Raw genomic sequence first — 17454 nt, 5'->3', positions numbered from 1 at the left:
TCTCGTATGCGTACGGCCTACTTCGCCGCGCACTCCGCGCACGTGCCGAAGATCTCGACCGTGTGCGCCACGTTCACGAAGCCGTGCTCCGAGGCGATCGTCTCGGCCCACTGCTCCACCATCGGCCCCTCCACCTCGACGGCCTTGCCGCAGACGCGGCAGACCAGGTGGTGGTGGTGGTCGCCGGTCGAGCAGCGGCGGTACACCGTCTCGCCGTCGCTGGTGCGCAGCGCGTCGACCTCGCCCGCGTCCGCGAGGGACTGGAGCGTGCGGTAGACGGTGGTGAGGCCGACCGAGTCACCGCGGTGCTTCAGCATGTCGTGCAGCTCCTGAGCGCTGCGGAACTCGTCCACCTCGTTCAGCGCCGCCGACACGGCGGCCCGCTGCTTGGTCGAGCGCCCTCGTACGGGGGGTCCTGCCGTCACCACGGGGGCCTCCTTGGATGCTTGTCTGCCCCCGCCATTCTGCCAGTCCCCCGTGTCACTCCGAGCTGACCGGATCGGTCGGGATCAGACCTTCACGTCGTCCGTCGGCCTTCTGGTGGCCGGAACCGGTGCGTCGCAGCTCTCGGCGCCCTTCTCGGCCGCCCGCGCCCGCCGTTTCGCGAGGGGCGTGGCGAGCAGGGTCAGGAGGACGAACACCCCGATCGCGTACAGGACGATCGTCGCGCCGGGCGGCACGTCCCGGTAGTACGAGGTGACCGTGCCCGCCAGGGTGACCGTGATTCCGGTCACCACGGCGAGGACGAAGGTCGCGCGGAAGGACTTCGACAGCTGCTGGGCCGCCGCCACCGGCACCACCATGAGCGCGCTGACGAGCAGCAGGCCGACGACCCGCATGGCGACGGTGACGGTCACCGCGGCCGTGACGGCGATCAGCAGGTTCAGGGCGCGCACCGGGAGGCCGGTGACCCGGGCGAACTCCTCGTCCTGGCTGACAGCGAAGAGCTGCCGGCGCAGGCCGACCGTGACGAGGACCACGAAGGCGGCCAGGACGGCGATCGCGGTGATGTCCTCGCTGGAGACCGTGGAGAGCGAGCCGAAGAGGTACGAACTCAGGTTGGCGTTGGAGCCGGTCGGCGAGAGGTTGATGAGCAGGACGCCGCCGGCCATGCCGCCGTAGAAGAGCAGGGCAAGCGCGAGGTCGCCGCGGGTCTTCCCGTACGCCCTGATCAGCTCCATCGCGACCGAGCCGGCGACGGCGACGGCGGTCGCCATCCAGACCGGGCTGGAGTTCAGGAGGAAGCCGAGGCCGACACCGGTCATGGCGACATGGCCGATGCCGTCGCCCATCAGCGCCTGGCGGCGCTGGACGAGGTAGATGCCGACGGCGGGCGCGGTGATGCCGACGAGGACGGCCGCGAGGAGCGCCCGCTGCATGAAGGCAGGTTCGAGGAAGTCCATGGTCAGGTCAGCAGTCCCGTGCGGAGCGGCTCGTCGGCCGCGTGGGGGTGGACGTGGTCGTGGCCGGGCAGCGCGTGCTGGCCGAGGGCCTCGGGCGGCGGGCCGTCGTGGACGACACAGCCGTCGCGGAGGACGACCGCGCGGTCGATCAGCGGCTCCAGGGGGCCCAGCTCGTGCAGGACGAGGAGCACGGAGGTGCCGCCCGCGACCTGCTCGCGCAGGGTCGACGCCAGGATCTCCTGGCTCGCGAGGTCGACGCCGGCCATCGGCTCGTCCATGATCAGGAGTTCGGGCCCGGCGGCGAGCGCGCGGGCGATCAGGACCCGCTGGTGCTGTCCGCCGGAGAGCGCGGAGACGGAGTCCTTGGCGCGGTCGGCGAGGCCGACGAGGTCGATGGCCCGGTCGACGGCGGCCTTGTCGGCCTTGGTGAGCAGGCCGAACCTGCGGCGGGAGAGCCGGCCGGAGGAGACGACCTCGCGGACGGTGGCGGGGACGCCGCTGGCGGCGGTGGTGCGCTGCGGTACGTAGCCGACCCGGGCCCAGTCGCGGAACCGCTTCCGCTCGGTGCCGAACAGCTCGATCGTGCCGCCGGTGAGCGGCACCTGGCCGATGACGGCGCGGACCGCGGTGGACTTGCCGGAGCCGTTGGCGCCGAGCAGGGCGACGACCTCACCGCGGTGGACGGTGAGGTCGACGCCGCGGAGGACGGGCCGGGCGCCGAGTGCCGCCGTGGCTCCGCGGACGGAGATGACGGATTCCGGTTCCGGGGCTGCCGGTGTCGGGGCTGCCATGGCTCGTACCTCCTGCTGTGCTGTGATCACTTGGCGCCGAGGGCCTTCTGCAGCGCGGTGAGGTTGGACCGCATGACCTCGATGTAGTCATCGCCCTTGGAGGCGTCCGTGATTCCCTCGAGGGGGTCCAGCACGTCGGTCCTGAGGCCGGTGTCGGAGGCGAGGGTCCTGGCGGTCTTGTCGCTCGCGAGGGTCTCGAAGAAGACGGTGGTGACCTTCTCCTTCTTCGCCTTGTCCTGGAGTTCCTTGATCCGGGCGGGGCTCGGCTCGGACTCGGGGTCCATGCCGGAGATGCCCTCCTGGTCCAGGCCGTACCGCTCGGCGAGGTAGCCGAAGGCGGAGTGGGTGGTGATGAAGGTCTTCGTCGAGGTGTTCTTCAGACCGTTCGCGAAGTCGGTGTTCAGGGCGCCGAGCTTCTTGACGAGCGCGTCGGTGTTCTTCTCGTAGTCGGCGGCGTGGGCCGGGTCGGCCTTCTCCAGGGCGCTGCCGACACCCTTGGCGACCTCGGCGTACTTCACGGGGTCGAGCCAGATGTGCGGGTCGGCGCCGGCCTCGGAGCCGTGGTCGTGGCCCGCTTCCTCTTCCGCGTGCTTCTCGCCGGCGTGCTCGGCGTGCTCCTCGGCGGTCTCGCCCTCGTGGCCCGCCTCGCCCTCGTGGCCGCCGGTCCCGGTGCCGTGGGCCTCGAGCGTGGTGAGGGTGGCGGCGTCGACGGTGTTCTTGACGCCGGCCTGGGCGATGGCCTCGTCGACGGCGGGCTGGATGCCCTTGAGGTAGAGGATGACGTCGGCCTCGCCGAGCTCGCCGATCTGCTTCGGCTTGAGCTCCAGGTCGTGGGGTTCGACGCCGGGCTTGGTGAGCGTGTTGACGGCGACGTGGCCGCCGCCTATCTGCTCGGCCAGGTACTGCATGGGGTAGAAGGAGGCCACCACGTCCAGCTTGCCGCCGCTGCCCTGGCCCGCCGCGTCGGACGTTCCGCAGGCGGAGAGGGAGACGATGCCGAGCGCGACGGCTCCGGCGAGGGCGGTGCTGGGTATCAGGCGACGTACGTTCATGACACTCATTTTCAACAAAATTGGAAACGATTGTCAATTGTCCGACGTGTGGTCCCGCCCACGCCGGCCCTCGCGCGCCCCCCCCACGGACCCTCGCGCGCCCCCGCGCGATCCCCTCACGCGCTCCCCCCACCGAACCGATTTGATACGGGGGGCGTGGGCGCCGGTAACCTGTGGCATTCGCACTTCGTCGTCGTAATGAAGAGAGCACCGTGGCCGCCGACAAGATCGACACCATCGTCAGCCTGAGCAAGCGCCGTGGCTTCGTCTACCCGTGCAGTGAGATCTACGGCGGCCAGAAGGCCGCCTGGGACTACGGACCGCTGGGTGTCGAACTCAAGGAGAACCTGAAGCGCCAGTGGTGGCGTTACATGGTCACCTCGCGCGAGGACGTCGTCGGCATCGACTCGTCGGTCATCCTGGCCACCGAGGTCTGGGAGGCCAGCGGCCACGTCGCCACCTTCACCGACCCGCTGACCGAGTGCACCTCCTGCCACAAGCGCTACCGCGCGGACCACCTGGAGGAGGCGTACGAGGAGAAGCACGGCCGTCTCCCCGAGAACGGCTTCGCCGACCTCAACTGCCCGAACTGCGGCAACAAGGGCACCTTCACCGAGCCCAAGCAGTTCTCCGGCCTGCTCTCCACGCACCTCGGCCCGACCCAGGACACCGGCTCCGTCGCGTACCTGCGTCCCGAGACCGCGCAGGGCATCTTCACCAACTTCGGCCAGGTCCAGCAGACCTCTCGCAAGAAGCCGCCGTTCGGCATCGCGCAGATGGGCAAGTCCTTCCGGAACGAGATCACTCCGGGCAACTTCATCTTCCGCACCCGCGAGTTCGAGCAGATGGAGATGGAGTTCTTCGTCAAGCCGGGCGAGGACGAGCAGTGGCAGGAGTACTGGATGGAGCAGCGCTGGAACTGGTACACCGGCCTGGGTCTCCGTGAGGAGAACATGCGCTGGTTCGAGCACCCGCAGGAGAAGCTCTCCCACTACTCGAAGCGCACCGCCGACATCGAGTACCGCTTCTCCTTCGGCGGCAGCGAGTGGGGCGAGCTCGAGGGCGTCGCCAACCGCACCGACTACGACCTCACCGCGCACTCCAAGGCCTCCGGCGCCAACCTGACCTACCTGGACCAGGAGTCCGGCGAGCGCTACACGCCGTTCGTCATCGAGCCCGCCGCCGGTGTCGGCCGCGCGATGCTGGCTTTCCTCCTCGACGCGTACAACGAGGACGAGGCCCCCAACGCCAAGGGCGTCATGGAGAAGCGCGTCGTGCTGCGCCTCGACCCGCGCCTGGCGCCGGTCAAGGTCGCCGTCCTGCCGCTCTCCCGCAACCCGCAGCTCTCCCCGAAGGCCAAGGGCCTCGCGGCGGACCTGCGGCAGAACTGGAACATCGAGTTCGACGACGCCGGCGCCATCGGCCGCCGCTACCGTCGCCAGGACGAGATCGGCACCCCGTTCTGCGTCACCGTCGACTTCGACACCCTCGACGACAACGCGGTGACCGTGCGCGAGCGCGACACCATGAAGCAGGAGCGCGTCTCCCTCGACCAGATCCAGGGCTACCTGGGCAGCCGTCTGCTCGGCTGCTGAGTCTCCTTGTCGTACGGCGAAGCCCCCGGTTCCTTCTGGAACCGGGGGCTTTCCCGTGCGTCCTCGTGGGACCCGGGCTTTCCCGTCCGCGATCAGGCCCGCAGGGCGCGCTGTACGAGGGAGACGACCGCCGCGAAGGCGTCCGTGATGTCGGGGGCGGACCAGTCGGTGGCGTGCGCCGGGTCGTGGAAGCGGTCCGTCGCGTCGAAGACCGCGCGGGCCGTCGTCGCGAAGTCCCGCTCCGGGGCGGCATACACGCCCTCCCGGTGTCCGTCCTCCACGATTCGGGCGATCTGGCCCACGAGGTGCTCCACGTGCCGGTCGACGACCGCGCTGTTCTCGCCGATGAGGACCATGAAGGTGGCCATCAGCTCGGGGTCGCCGCCCGCCTTGTGGCGCTTGAGTCCGAAGAGGGCGGTCAGCCAGCCGGTGAGCCGCTCGTCGGCGGGACCCGTGCCCTCGACGTACGGCCGGAGCTCCACGACCGTCCGCTCCAGCCACCGCTCCGTGACCGCCTCGCGCAGCGCCGCCTTCGTGCGGAAGTGGCGGTAGACGCTGCCGTGGCTGACGCCGAGCACCCGGGCCACGTCCACGACGGTGGCCTTCGCCGGGCCGTAACGCCGCAGCACCTCCTCGGTGGCTTCGAGGATGCGCTCGGCGGTCAGGATGTCGGTGGCGGCCATGGAATGACAGTACCTGTCAGTCGCGGACGACCGGCGGGGCCGGTCAGCGCTCGCTGTCCAGGTGTGCCATCTGCGCCGCCGGGTAGCGCTCGCCCGCGGCCGCGCCCGCCGGGACGGCCTCCTCGATCGCGGCCAGGTCGGCGGCGTCGAGCGTGACGTCGAGGGCGCCGAGCGCCTCCGCGAGCCGGTCCCTGCGCCGGGCGCCGATCAGCGGGACGATGTCCACGCCCTGCCGTCCCGCCTGGGCGAGGACCCAGGCGACGGCGGTCTGCGCGACCGAGACGCCCTTGGCGTCGGCGAGCGCCCGCAGCCGGTCCACCAGGTCCAGGTTGCGCTGGAGGTTCTCGCCCTGGAAGCGCGGGCTCATGCCCCGGAAGTCGTTCGCCGCCAGCTCGCGGTCGCGGGTGAAGTGGCCGCTGATCAGACCGCGTGACAGGACTCCGTACGCCGTGATCCCGATGCCGAGCTCACGGGCGGCCGGGAGGATCTTCTCCTCGATGGAGCGGGAGATCAGCGAGTACTCGATCTGGAGGTCGGCGATCGGGGCCACCGCCGCCGCCCGGCGCAGGGTGTCCGCGCCGACCTCGGAGAGGCCGATGTGCCGTACGTGGCCGGCCTCGACCAGCTCGGCGATGGCGCCGACGGTCTCCTCGATGGGTACGTCCGGGTCGACGCGGGCGATCCGGTAGATGTCGATGTGGTCGGTTCCGAGGCGCTGGAGCGAGTACGCCGCGAAGTTCTTCACGGCGGCCGGCCGCCCGTCGTACCCCGTGAACCCGCCTTCGACGGTGCGGAGCGCGCCGAACTTCACGCTGGTGAGCGCCTGCTCGCGGGCGGCGACGGGGGCGGTCCTGAGCGCCTCCGCGATCAGCAGCTCGTTGTGGCCCATCCCGTAGAAGTCGCCCGTGTCGAGCAGGGTCACGCCGGCGTCCAGAGCGGCGTGGAGGGTCGCGATCGACTCGGTGCGGTCGGCGTCGCCGTACAGCGCGGACATGCCCATGCAGCCGAGGCCGAGGGCGGAGACGCGAGGGCCGGTGGTGCCGAGGGAGCGGGTGGGGACGGGGCGCTGGGTGGTGGTCATGACGGTCTCCCGGGGAGGGGCGGAGTGGGGTGACAGAACAACCATGGCATGACCGATGACAGATTTCAATATCTGTCATCGGTCATGGTGGTGCCGGGGAAATCGGTGTGCTCGGCGGCCCGCGGCCGGGGTACCGTCACCGGCATGTCTTCGTTCTTCCAGATCTACGGGTGAGCGCGCAGCCCAGCTGATCGAGCTCGACCACCGCCCACCTCACTGCACGGGAGAACCCCATGGCCAAGCGCAACAACCTTCTCGGCGTCGGCGGACAGCGCAAGAAGCTGTCCCGCGGCGACCAGCACGGCGGCGTCCAGAGCGCCGGTGCCGCCCGCCGCACGGCCGACGAGCAGAAGCAGGAGCTCCTGAAGAAGATGCGCGAGCGCGCCCAGGGGGCCGAGAACGCCGCCGGCGCCGAGGGCGCCGAGACCGGCGAGGCCGGCGAGGCCGGTCAGAAGTAGCTTCATCTGCACGACAGGGGGCCCGGGGCGCACGCCGCGCCGGGCCCCCTTTCGTATCCGATATTCGATATCCGATATGGGAATTTTGGATCCCTTATCCCACCGTCCTCGGCAGCCGCACGGACAGCGCCGCCGTGAGCAGCACCAGCGCCAGCTGGACGAGCAGCGTCACCGTCAGGGCCGTCCCCGAGTCCGCGGGGCCGGACGCGGCCAGGCTCAGGAACAGCGAGCCGAGCGTGGCCACGCCCAGGGCCAGGGCGGACTGCTGGGCCGTCACCATGACGCCGCTGCCCACCCCCGCCCTCTCCGGCGGGACCTCCGAGAGCACCACCCGGAACAGCACCGGCAGCTGGAGGCCCTGACCCAGGCCCGCGACGGCCATCCCCGGGAGCAGGAGCCAGACCGAGAGGTCCGGCCAGGCACGCCAGGCCGTCAGGGCGAGCAGCCCGAGGCCGAGGGCCTGGACCAGGCCGCCCGCTGTCACCACGCGCGTGCCCCAGCGCCGTACGAGCCGGGGGCCGGCGAGCGAGGCCGCGAAGAAGGCCACCGCCATCGGGGCGAGCGCCAGGCCCGAGACCACCGCGCTCAGCCCCAGGCCCTGCTGGAGCGCCACCGCGATCACGAACACGAAACCGCCGAAGCCCATCGACAGCGGCAGGATCAGCATCAGGCCGCGCCGCAGCGAGACCAGGCCGAGCAGGCTCGGCGGGACCAGGGGAGTGCGGCCCGCACGGTCCGCCCGCAGCTCCACCCGCCAGAACGCCCCCACCGCGAACGGGAACACGGCCAGGGCGATCCAGGTCCACAGCGGCCAGCCGGCGGCCCTGCCCTCCGTCAGCGGGGCGAGCAGGGCGAGCAGCGCCAGGCCGAGCAGCAGCGTGCCCGGCACGTCCACCGGCGCCGGGCGGTCGGAGCGGCTCTCCGGGACGGTACGGAGGGCGAGGACCAGGCCCGCCACCGCCACCGGGACGTTCACCAGGAACACCGCCCGCCAGCCGGAGCCCGCGAGATCGGCGGCGACGAGCACCCCGCCCAGGATCTGGCCCACCATCATCGAGAGGCCGACGGTCGCCCCGTACAGGCTGAGTGCCTTCGCCCGGCGCGGGCCCGACGTCGAGGCGTGGATGGTCGCCAGGACCTGCGGCAGCATCAGCGCCGCCGCGGCGCCCTGCGCCACCCGGGCCCCGACGAGCGTCCACGCGTCCGGCGCGAGCCCGCAGGCGAGGGAGGTGAGACCGAAGGCCGCCATGCCGGCGAGGAAGAGCCGCCGGCGGCCGAAGAGGTCGCCGAGCCGGCCGCCGAGGACGAGCAGCACGGCGTACGACAGGCCGTATCCGGCGACGACCAGTTCGAGCAGGGCGGGGCCCGCGGCGAGGTCGTGGTCGATGGACGGCAGGGCGACGTTGACGACGGAGAAGTCGATCAGCGGCAGCGAGGCGCCGAGGAGCACGGTGAACAGGCCGAGCGGGCCGAGCGCGGGGGCGGCGGCGACGGCCGGGGCGCCGGCCCGGGAGGAAGTGGAGGTCGAAGTCACGCGTCCGACGATCCGCCGCCGCTCAGCCTGGTACCAGAGCCTTCTTATCCTGGTACAAGCAGTACCTGGCACGAGTCTGGCCGCCCCGGCACCCTAGGTGCCAGGCGTGAGCCAGGCGGGACTTTCCGGAAAGGCCCTGTAACCGTGACGACAGCGACGACCGCCGAACCCCACACCCGGCGGCACGAGCTCGCCGCCTTCCTGCGCAGCCGACGCGAGCGCATCAGCCCCGAGCAGGTCGGCCTGCCCCGGGGGCGCAGGCGCCGCACCCCCGGCCTGCGCCGAGAGGAGGTCGCCCACCTCTCCGCCGTCGGCGTCACCTGGTACACCTGGCTCGAACAGGCCCGGGACATCCAGGTCTCCCCCCAGGTCCTCGGCGCCCTCGCCGACGCGCTGCTCCTCGACCCGACCGAGCGCGGCCACCTCTTCGCCCTCGCCGGACAGGCCGACCCGCATCCCGGCGCGCCCTGCCCGGCCGTCACCCCCGCCCTGCGCGCGCTCCTGGAGCAGCTGGAGCCCGTCCCCGCCGCCGTCCAGAACAGCCGCTTCGACTTCCTCGCCCACAACCGGACCTTCGGGCGGCTCTTCTGCGACCTCGACGCCCTGCCCCGAGAGGACCGCAACTCCCTCTGGCTCGCCTTCACCAACGAGGACTTCCGGGCGGCGGCCACCGATCTGCCGGAGCTCCTGCCGCTGCTCGCCGGGAAGCTCCGCGCCTCCATGGCCGAGCACCTGGCAGAGCCCGCCTGGAAGGCGCTGGTACGGCGGCTGGAGGCGGCCTCGCCGGAGTTCCGGGAGATCTGGGCACGGCACGACGTGGTCGCCCCGGGCGGGCGCACCAAGGTCATCCGCAACGCCCAGGTGGGCCTGCTCCGGTTCGAGCACACCAACCTCTGGCTCGGCCCGACCGCCGGACCCCACCTCGTCACGTACGTCCCCGTCGACGACGAGACCCGGACCGGGGTCGAACGGCTCCTGAAGCTGGTCCTCCGGGAGGGTCCCCTGTGAGCTCCGCCATGCGCGGATAGTACGGCTAACTAAAGACCTCCGAGGTGCGCGACAATGGGCCTCATGACCGCGTTCACCCCTCTCGCCATCGGCCCGCACATCGTGCAGCCGCCGGTGGTGCTCGCCCCCATGGCCGGCATCACCAACGCCCCCTTCCGTACCCTCTGTCGCGAGTTCTCCGGCGGCAAGGGGCTGTTCGTGAGCGAGATGATCACGACGCGTGCCCTGGTCGAGCGCAACGAGAAGACGATGCAGCTCATCCGCTTCGACGAGACCGAGAAGCCGCGCTCGATCCAGCTGTACGGGGTGGACCCCGTGACCGTCGGCAAGGCCGTGCGGATGATCGTCGACGAGGACCTGGCCGACCACATCGACCTGAACTTCGGCTGCCCGGTCCCCAAGGTCACGCGGAAGGGCGGCGGCTCGGCCCTGCCCTACAAGCGGCCGCTGCTGCGCGCGATCCTGAACGAGGCCGTGAGCAACGCGGGCGACCTGCCGGTCACGATGAAGATGCGCAAGGGCATCGACGACGACCACATCACCTTCCTGGACGCCGGCCGGATCGCCGTGGAGGAGGGCGTCACGGCGATCGCCCTGCACGGGCGGACCGCTGCCCAGCACTACGGCGGCACGGCCGACTGGGACGCGATCGCGCGCCTCAAGGAGCACGTGCCCGAGATCCCGGTGCTCGGCAACGGCGACATCTGGTCGGCCGACGACGCGCTGCGGATGATGCGGGAGACGGGCTGCGACGGCGTGGTCGTCGGACGCGGCTGCCTCGGCCGCCCCTGGCTCTTCGCGGACCTGGTGGCGGGCTTCGAGGGCACGGGCGCCTACGCGGCGCCGGGGCTCCGGGTGGTCGCGGACGCGATGGTGCGGCACGCGCGGCTGCTCGGCGAGTGGCTGGGCGACGAGGCACGCGGTGTCATCGACTTCCGCAAGCATGTGGCCTGGTACCTGAAGGGCTTCTCGGTGGGCTCCGAGATGCGGAAGAAGCTCGCGATCACCTCCTCCCTGGACGAGCTCCGCGCTCAGTTGAGCGAGCTGGACCTGGATCAGCCCTGGCCGGTGGGTGCGGACGGACCTCGGGGCCGTACGTCCGGAAACAACCGGGTTGTCCTGCCGGACGGCTGGTTGAAGGACCCGTATGACTGCGCCGGAGTGAGCGAGGACGCCGAGCTGGACACGTCCGGCGGCTGAGATCCGGCCTTTCCGAGGGAGTGATCCTCGCCACCCCTGAGGGGGGTGGCGCTCACATGAGCATGTTGCGGTCGACTGCACCGCCTGAAGGGGTGGCACTGGGTGCCACCCCTTTTGTGTTCAAGAGTTGAACGCATATGCTCGAATGCGCGCTCATGTGAGCGTGGTTCTGCTGGTTTGGGTCAAGGATCCTTCGGGCCGTGAAAGCGGAAGCTTCCGCTCGGTAACTTTCGAAGTGCTGGCGGACGGGTGGTTAAGACCGGATGACCGCTAGGCGTACCTCCCCAGACGCCTTCGATCTGGGTATGTTCCTCGCCGTCAGGGCAGCCAACCGAGTCATCGAGGAGTCGGGACCCGTGTCGGAAAACAATGATCAGAAGTTCGTGTACGACTTCACCGAGGGCAACAGGGACCTGAAGGACCTGCTCGGTGGCAAGGGCGCGAACCTGGCCGAGATGACCAACCTCGGTCTGCCGGTCCCCCCCGGCTTCACGATCACCACCGAGGCGTGCAAGGTCTACCTCGAGAGCGGCTCGGAGCCCGTCGCGCTCCGCGACGAGGTGTCCGCCCACCTCGACGCGCTCGAGAAGAAGATGGGCAAGAAGCTCGGCCAGGCCGACGACCCGCTGCTCGTCTCCGTCCGCTCCGGAGCCAAGTTCTCCATGCCGGGCATGATGGACACGGTCCTCAACATCGGCCTCTCCGACGAGTCCGTCGCCGGCCTCGCCCGCCAGGCCGACAACGAGCGCTTCGCCTGGGACTCGTACCGGCGCCTCATCCAGATGTTCGGCAAGACCGTCCTCGGCGTCGACGGCGAGCTCTTCGAGGAGGCCCTCGACGAGGCCAAGTCCGCGAAGAAGGTCGCCAGCGACACCGACCTCGACGCCGCCGACCTCAAGAAGGTCGTCAAGCACTTCAAGAAGATCGTGAAGGCCCAGACCGGCCGCGACTTCCCGCAGGACCCGCGCGAGCAGATGGACCTCGCCATCGAGGCCGTCTTCAACTCCTGGAACACGGACCGGGCGAAGCTGTACCGCCGCCAGGAGCGCATCCCGGGCGACCTCGGCACCGCCGTCAACGTCTGCTCGATGGTCTTCGGCAACCTCGGCCCGGACTCCGGCACCGGTGTCGCCTTCACCCGCGACCCCGCCTCCGGCCACCAGGGCGTCTACGGCGACTACCTGCAGAACGCGCAGGGCGAGGACGTCGTCGCCGGTATCCGCAACACCGTGCCGCTGGCCGACCTCGAGTCGATCGACAAGACGTCGTACGACCAGCTCATGCACATCATGGAGACCCTGGAGACCCACTACAAGGATCTCTGCGACATCGAGTTCACCATCGAGCGCGGCCAGCTCTGGATGCTCCAGACCCGCGTCGGCAAGCGCACCGCCGGTGCCGCCTTCCGCATCGCCACCCAGCTCGTGGACCAGGGCCTGATCGACGAGGCCGAGGCGCTCCAGCGCGTCACCGGCGCGCAGCTCGCCCAGCTGATGTTCCCCAAGTTCGACGAGAACGCGAAGGTCGACCAGATCGGGCGCGGCATCGCCGCCTCCCCGGGCGCCGCGGTCGGCAAGGCCGTCTTCGACTCGTACACCGCCGTCAAGTGGTCCCGGTCCGGCGAGAAGGTCATCCTGATCCGCCGTGAGACCAACCCGGACGACCTGGACGGCATGATCGCCGCCGAGGGCATCCTCACCTCCCGCGGCGGCAAGACCTCGCACGCCGCCGTCGTCGCCCGCGGCATGGGCAAGACCTGTGTCTGCGGCGCCGAGGAGCTCGAGGTCGACACCAAGCGCCGCCGGATGACCACGGCCGACGGCCAGGTCGTCGAGGAGGGCGACGTCGTCTCCATCGACGGCTCCACCGGCAAGGTCTACCTCGGTGAGGTACCCGTCGTACCGTCCCCGGTCGTCGAGTACTTCGAGGGCCGGATGCACGCCGGCGCCGACGACGCCGACGAGCTCGTCGCCGCCGTCCACCGGGTCATGGCCTACGCGGACCGCGTCCGCCGCCTCCGGGTCCGCGCCAACGCCGACAACGCCGAGGACGCGCTGCGCGCCCGCCGCTTCGGCGCCCAGGGCATCGGCCTCTGCCGCACCGAGCACATGTTCCTCGGCGAGCGCCGCCAGTACGTCGAGCGGCTGATCCTCGCGGACACGGACACCGAGCGCGACCAGGCCCTCGAAGCCCTGCTGCCGCTCCAGCAGACGGACTTCGTCGAGCTCTTCGAGGCCATGGACGGGCTGCCCGTCACGGTCCGGCTGCTCGACCCGCCGCTGCACGAGTTCCTGCCCGACATCACCGAGCTCTCGGTGCGCGTCGCCCTCGCCGAGTCCCGCAAGGAGCCGCACGAGAACGACCTGCGCCTGCTCCAGGCCGTGCACCGGCTGCACGAGCAGAACCCGATGCTGGGTCTGCGCGGTGTCCGCCTCGGCCTGGTCATCCCCGGCCTGTTCACCATGCAGGTCCGGGCGATCGCCGAGGCCGCGGCCCAGCGCATCGACGCCAAGGGCGACCCGCGCGTCGAGATCATGATCCCGCTCGTCGGCACCGTCCAGGAGCTGGAGATCGTCCGCGAGGAGGCCGAGACGGTCATCGCCGAGGTCCAGGCCCGCACCGGCGTGGAGCTCAAGCTCGCGCTCGGCACCATGATCGAGCTGCCGCGCGCCGCCGTGACCGCCGGTCAGATCGCCGAGGCCGCCGAGTTCTTCTCCTTCGGCACCAACGACCTGACCCAGACGGTGTGGGGCTTCTCCCGCGACGACGTGGAGGCCTCGTTCTTCACCGCGTACCTGGAGAAGGGCATCTTCGGCGTCAGCCCCTTCGAGACCATCGACAAGGACGGTGTCGGCGCGCTCGTGCGCAGCGCCGTCCAGGCCGGCCGGGCCACCCGCCCCGACATCAAGCTCGGTGTCTGCGGTGAGCACGGCGGCGACCCCGAGTCGGTGCACTTCTTCCACGAGGTCGGCCTCGACTACGTCTCCTGCTCGCCCTTCCGGATCCCGGTGGCGCGACTCGAGGCGGGGCGCGCGGCCGCCGAGTCCAAGGGCAGCGACAGCCGCTGACCCCCCGGCTCCCCGGTTCAGGAGTGGCGGTCGGGCCCTCCTGAACCGGGGTTCAGGAACGGCCGCCGGTCCTGCTGAACCCCCGTTCAGCAGCGGCGGCGCGTGAACCACCGGGCCGCCGCCGGCCATCTCTCACCCTCACCGGCGGGCGGCGGTTCCGGAACCAATAGGGACGGGACGGACACCTTTGTGCGGAGGTGTCCGTCCCGTCGTTTTGATTTTGGGTGAACGTGCGTTCTTGTTCCATCGGGCCGGATTGAATTATTGGCCTTTGAACTTTCCGTTTCTTCGGCAAAGAACGGAGCGGGCGCGACCCCCGGATCCCCACCCGGAGGCCGCGCCCTTTACCGATGCCGGGCAGGTGAGCCGCAACCCTCGCCGACCGCCGCCGGACGGGCAAAGCCCCCCACGGTCTTCACCACGTCACCTCGGTCCTGAAGGTTTCCTGCCCGACCCGTACAGCTTTTCGGTTCCGCCCCGATTGCCGCGATGCTTTTCAACTGTGGCTGAAACACCCTGGTAACGTGCAGTGATGCTGTGCATACTCGTCGTCGGGGGTGGTTGCGAGTGCACAGGTGGGGACGTCATGCTGCGGATTCATTTCACCGGAAACGACTTGGCGGGGGTGCGTACGGCCGCCCGGCCGGACGTTCTGTGGGAAACGATTCTGAGCTTTCACCGTTTAAGGGACCGGCGCGGCTCCGTGGTCTTCGGAGAATGGCGCTCCGAAACGCGGGGGCGGCTCGGTGGTGAGACCCGGCTCCTCGCGGCGCTCGTGCCGAGCCGCGGCTATTTCCCCGACTTCCTGACGCCCGCCGAGGGCGTCCACGGGCTCGAAGAGGGCCTCCAGGCGATCCGCGCGACCGACTCCGGCCGGCTGCGCGCCGAGCTCTCGCTGCTCGCCGCGGACCGCTCCGGCGGCCGGACCGTACCCCACTCGCTCCGTGCCCTCGCCGACGGCGGCGCGGAGCCCTTCGACCGGCTCGTGGGGGCCCTGCGGAGCTATCACCGGGCGGCCGTCGAGCCGTACTGGCCGCACATCCGGGCCCGGGTGGAGGCCGACCGGGCCCGCCGCGGCCGTGCCCTCCTGGACGGCGGCGCCGACGAACTCCTCGCCTCGCTGCCGCCGATGCTGCGCTGGCGCGCGCCCGTCCTGGAGGCCGACTACCCGGTCGACCGGGACGTCCACCTCGACGGGCGTGGGCTGCTGCTCCAGCCCTCGTACTTCTGCCGGGGGACCCCCGTCGTGCTGCGCGACCCCGCGCTGCCGCCGGTCCTCGTCTACCCCGTCACCCACGGCGAGGCGCCGACCGTCCGGGCGCCGGGCGGCTCCTCGCTCGCCAAGCTGGTCGGTCACACCCGCTCGGCCGTCCTGCACGCCATCGGCGACGGCGGCACGACGAGCGAGCTCGCCCGCCGGGCCGGGGTGTCGCTGGCCTCGGCGAGCCAGCACGCGGGCGTGCTCCGCGAGGCCGGGCTCATCGCGACCCTGCGCCACGGCAACGCGGTCCTGCACACGCTGACGCCGTTGGGCGCCGCCCTGCTCGGCGGCGCCCAACGGAAGGTGGACCTGCGGTGCTACGCGGGGAGTTACACGCGGAACGGGCCGGTCACCTCGTAGGTGATGCCGCCCGACGAGCTGCCGCTCGTGCCCCGCTGGCTGGAGAAGTACAGCCGCTTGCCGTCGGGGGAGAAGGCGGGGCCGCAGATCTCGGAGGAGGACTGGCCGCCGATCCGCAGGAAGGGCGCCACGGCGTCGTCCGGGGTGATGACGCAGATCTCCATGTTGCCGCCGTCCTCGGCGACGAAGAGGTCACCGGAGGAGGAGCCGGTGACGTTGTCGACGCCGGTCAGCGGGGCGCCGCCGACCACCAGGGAGTCGTCGTAGGCCAGTTCGTAGGTGCTCGACGCCAGGTTGAGCTGCCACAGCCGGTTGTCGCCCTTGGTGGTGAACCACACGGTGTCGTTGGCGTAGTGGCAGCCCTCGCCGCCGTTGAACTTCTTGGCGGCCGAGACCTGGTAGCGGGTGGCGGTGGGGGAGCCGTCCGGGTCGGGCACGTTCTGCCAGGTGAAAGAGCCGGAGGTGGCGGTGCCCGCCACAAGCACCTGGAGGGTGCCGGCGGAGAGGTTGCCCCAGGTGGACGGCACGAAGCGGTAGAGGCAGCCGTCGGACTTGTCCTCGGTCAGGTAGATCACCCGGCGGACCGGGTCGGCGGCCGTCGCCTCGTGGTTGAAGCGGCCCATCGCGGCCCGGCGGACGGCGGCGTTCACACCCCACGGGTCGGTCTCGTAGACGTAGCCCGTGTCGACCTCCTCGCAGGAGAGCCAGGTGTTCCACGGGGTGGCGCCGCCCGCGCAGTTGCGGTTGGTGTTGGACAGGATGCGGTACGCCGAGGTGACGGTGCCCGAGGAGTTGAACTTGACCGCGCTCGCGCCGCCGGTGCTGGAGATCTCCGAGTTGGAGACGTAGATCCAGCCGGTGCCGTCGGCGAAGCAGGCGCCGCCGTCGGGGGCGGCGTGCCAGGTGTACGAGGTGCCGGCCACGGTCTGGCCGGACCGGGCGATGATCCGGCTGGTGAACCCGGCGGGCAGCTGGATGCCGTTGGCGTTCGCGGCGCCGAGCGCCCCGTACGGGCCCGGGCCCGGCTGGGCGGGGGCCGCGTAGGCGGCCCCGCGCATCAGGGTGCCGCCGAAGGCCGCCGCCGACGTGCCGATGACCGCTCCACGCAGGAAACTGCGTCGCTCCACGTCTCACTCCTGAGAAGGGTGGTGAACCGCCCCGCCACGCCGGTCGGCGGCGGGGTCGCGCGCTTCCGGAACCTAGGAGAACCGAATTGACTGTGCATCAACAAGCGGTGAAGGGGAAGCGGCGGGCATCGGGCAAAGGATCGCGGTGTCGGTGACGCCGCTGTTTTCGAGCCATGTCGATCTCCCCGCGTACGTGCGAGGCGGGGCGGCCCGTCGCGGTACGGCCGCCCGGAGCGGGCGCCCCGACCGGCCCCGGCTCCGGGGCTTTCGGCCCTTGGGGGAGTGGCGGTCTCGTGGGCACACTGGACGCATGCGTGCCGCCCGGGACATCCGTGATCGTGACGACCTCGACGTACTGCTGCGCCGTTTCTACGCCGCGGCCTTCGCCGACCCGCTCATCGGGCCCTTCTTCACCGAGGTCGCCGGCACCGACCTGGAGGTCCATCTGCCGAGGATCACCGACTTCTGGGAGCGCGCCCTTCTCCGTACCGCCGCCTACGGGCACGACGCCTTCGCCCCGCACGCCGCGCTCCACTCCGCCCGGCCCCTCACCGCCGCCCACTTCGGGCGCTGGGTGCAGCTCTGGCACGCCACCGTGGACGGCCTCCACACCGGGCCGCGGGCCGAGCGGGCCAAGGCGCAGGGCGAGCGGATCGCCCTCGCCATGCTGCGGCGGCTCGCCGGGCCCGCGGCGGAGACCGGCGGCGGCAGCGGGGGGTTCGTCCCGCTGGCGGCGCTGCGGCTGCGCTCGGTGGCCTGAACGCTCGGTGGCCTGAACGCTCGGTGGCCTGAACGGAGGAACTTCGAGGAATCGCCGGGAGAGCGATGAGTTC

The 17454-nt window shown here is 71.0% G+C and carries 16 protein-coding genes; 8 read left to right on the top strand and 8 right to left on the bottom strand.

Features of this window, described 5'->3' with window-relative positions; all coding sequences use genetic code 11:
* Positions 1-17 precede the first annotated feature (17 nt).
* From ACZ4VK_RS03570 to ACZ4VK_RS03555, 4 genes are all read right to left on the bottom strand, one after another.
* Positions 18-428 (bottom strand): Fur family transcriptional regulator, encoded by a 411-nt coding sequence (locus tag ACZ4VK_RS03570; protein WP_141297974.1) that lies wholly within the window; start codon positions 426-428, stop codon positions 18-20.
* Between the two features lie 81 nt (positions 429-509).
* Positions 510-1403 (bottom strand): metal ABC transporter permease, encoded by an 894-nt coding sequence (locus ACZ4VK_RS03565; RefSeq protein ID WP_468348016.1) that lies wholly within the window; start codon positions 1401-1403, stop codon positions 510-512.
* A gap of 2 nt (positions 1404-1405) precedes the next feature.
* Complete coding sequence (locus ACZ4VK_RS03560; protein ID WP_468348015.1) at positions 1406-2194, bottom strand: metal ABC transporter ATP-binding protein; 789 nt, start codon at positions 2192-2194, stop codon at positions 1406-1408.
* A 26-nt stretch (positions 2195-2220) separates the two neighbouring features.
* Positions 2221-3246: a metal ABC transporter substrate-binding protein gene (locus ACZ4VK_RS03555; protein WP_468348013.1), complete on the bottom strand. Its 1026-nt coding sequence runs from the start codon at positions 3244-3246 to the stop codon at positions 2221-2223.
* A 212-nt stretch (positions 3247-3458) separates the two neighbouring features.
* Here ACZ4VK_RS03555 and ACZ4VK_RS03550 point away from each other — a divergent pair, with 212 nt between their 5' ends.
* Entirely contained in the window at positions 3459-4841 is a 1383-nt protein-coding gene (locus ACZ4VK_RS03550) for a glycine--tRNA ligase (protein WP_468348011.1), read from the top strand.
* A gap of 92 nt (positions 4842-4933) precedes the next feature.
* Here the strand turns inward: ACZ4VK_RS03550 and ACZ4VK_RS03545 are convergent, their stop codons facing one another.
* Positions 4934-5524, bottom strand: coding sequence for a TetR/AcrR family transcriptional regulator (locus ACZ4VK_RS03545; RefSeq protein WP_468348009.1), 591 nt, complete (start codon positions 5522-5524; stop codon positions 4934-4936).
* A gap of 43 nt (positions 5525-5567) precedes the next feature.
* Positions 5568-6605 carry an aldo/keto reductase gene (locus ACZ4VK_RS03540; protein ID WP_468348007.1) on the bottom strand — a complete coding sequence of 346 codons (1038 nt, stop codon included), beginning with the start codon at positions 6603-6605 and terminating at the stop codon, positions 5568-5570.
* 48 nt (positions 6606-6653) lie between these two features.
* Between ACZ4VK_RS03540 and ACZ4VK_RS03535 the strand changes: the two genes are divergently transcribed.
* Positions 6654-6779: a hypothetical protein gene (locus ACZ4VK_RS03535; RefSeq protein WP_468348005.1), complete on the top strand. Its 126-nt coding sequence runs from the start codon at positions 6654-6656 to the stop codon at positions 6777-6779.
* A gap of 59 nt (positions 6780-6838) precedes the next feature.
* Positions 6839-7063, top strand: a complete 225-nt coding sequence (locus ACZ4VK_RS03530; protein WP_468348003.1) for a DUF6243 family protein — start codon at positions 6839-6841, stop codon at positions 7061-7063.
* A 94-nt stretch (positions 7064-7157) separates the two neighbouring features.
* Here the strand turns inward: ACZ4VK_RS03530 and ACZ4VK_RS03525 are convergent, their stop codons facing one another.
* Complete coding sequence (locus ACZ4VK_RS03525) at positions 7158-8597, bottom strand: MFS transporter (protein WP_468348001.1); 1440 nt, start codon at positions 8595-8597, stop codon at positions 7158-7160.
* A gap of 144 nt (positions 8598-8741) precedes the next feature.
* Here ACZ4VK_RS03525 and ACZ4VK_RS03520 point away from each other — a divergent pair, with 144 nt between their 5' ends.
* The 4 genes from ACZ4VK_RS03520 (at position 8742) to ACZ4VK_RS03505 (ending at position 15494) form a co-directional block, all read left to right on the top strand.
* Complete coding sequence (locus tag ACZ4VK_RS03520; protein ID WP_468347999.1) at positions 8742-9605, top strand: MmyB family transcriptional regulator; 864 nt, start codon at positions 8742-8744, stop codon at positions 9603-9605.
* A 63-nt stretch (positions 9606-9668) separates the two neighbouring features.
* Positions 9669-10805: a tRNA dihydrouridine synthase DusB gene (gene dusB / locus ACZ4VK_RS03515; RefSeq protein ID WP_468347997.1), complete on the top strand. Its 1137-nt coding sequence runs from the start codon at positions 9669-9671 to the stop codon at positions 10803-10805.
* Positions 10806-11161: 356 nt separating this feature from the next.
* Entirely contained in the window at positions 11162-13873 is a 2712-nt protein-coding gene (gene ppdK, locus ACZ4VK_RS03510) for a pyruvate, phosphate dikinase (protein WP_468347995.1), read from the top strand.
* A gap of 586 nt (positions 13874-14459) precedes the next feature.
* Entirely contained in the window at positions 14460-15494 is a 1035-nt protein-coding gene (locus ACZ4VK_RS03505) for an ArsR/SmtB family transcription factor (protein WP_468347993.1), read from the top strand.
* Here the strand turns inward: ACZ4VK_RS03505 and ACZ4VK_RS03500 are convergent.
* A complete protein-coding gene (locus tag ACZ4VK_RS03500) occupies positions 15464-16621 on the bottom strand; it encodes an alkaline phosphatase PhoX (protein WP_468347991.1) in 1158 nt (385 codons plus the stop codon). The genes ACZ4VK_RS03505 and ACZ4VK_RS03500 overlap by 31 nt on opposite strands.
* 310 nt (positions 16622-16931) lie before the next feature.
* On the opposite strand from ACZ4VK_RS03500, the gene ACZ4VK_RS03495 reads away from it, so the two are divergent.
* Positions 16932-17381, top strand: a complete 450-nt coding sequence (locus ACZ4VK_RS03495) for a group III truncated hemoglobin (RefSeq protein ID WP_468347989.1) — start codon at positions 16932-16934, stop codon at positions 17379-17381.
* The last annotated feature ends 73 nt before the right edge of the window (positions 17382-17454 follow it).

This window comes from Streptomyces sp. NPDC028711, assembly GCF_055565415.1.
This window is presented reverse-complemented; position numbering and strand designations above follow the sequence as displayed.

Bases quoted from the DNA above. Each gene is read 5' to 3' on its own strand.
- ACZ4VK_RS03565 (WP_468348016.1), bottom strand. From the start codon at position 1,403: ATGGACTTCCTCGAACCTGCCTTCATGCAGCGGGCGCTCCTCGCGGCC.
- ACZ4VK_RS03505 (WP_468347993.1), top strand. From the start codon at position 14,460: ATGCTGCGGATTCATTTCACCGGAAACGACTTGGCGGGGGTGCGTACG.
- dusB (WP_468347997.1), top strand. From the start codon at position 9,669: ATGACCGCGTTCACCCCTCTCGCCATCGGCCCGCACATCGTGCAGCCG.
- ACZ4VK_RS03535 (WP_468348005.1), top strand. From the start codon at position 6,654: ATGACCGATGACAGATTTCAATATCTGTCATCGGTCATGGTGGTGCCG.
- ACZ4VK_RS03530 (WP_468348003.1), top strand. From the start codon at position 6,839: ATGGCCAAGCGCAACAACCTTCTCGGCGTCGGCGGACAGCGCAAGAAG.
- ACZ4VK_RS03545 (WP_468348009.1), bottom strand. From the start codon at position 5,524: ATGGCCGCCACCGACATCCTGACCGCCGAGCGCATCCTCGAAGCCACC.
- ACZ4VK_RS03560 (WP_468348015.1), bottom strand. From the start codon at position 2,194: ATGGCAGCCCCGACACCGGCAGCCCCGGAACCGGAATCCGTCATCTCC.
- ACZ4VK_RS03495 (WP_468347989.1), top strand. From the start codon at position 16,932: ATGCGTGCCGCCCGGGACATCCGTGATCGTGACGACCTCGACGTACTG.
- ACZ4VK_RS03555 (WP_468348013.1), bottom strand. From the start codon at position 3,246: ATGAACGTACGTCGCCTGATACCCAGCACCGCCCTCGCCGGAGCCGTC.
- ACZ4VK_RS03540 (WP_468348007.1), bottom strand. From the start codon at position 6,605: ATGACCACCACCCAGCGCCCCGTCCCCACCCGCTCCCTCGGCACCACC.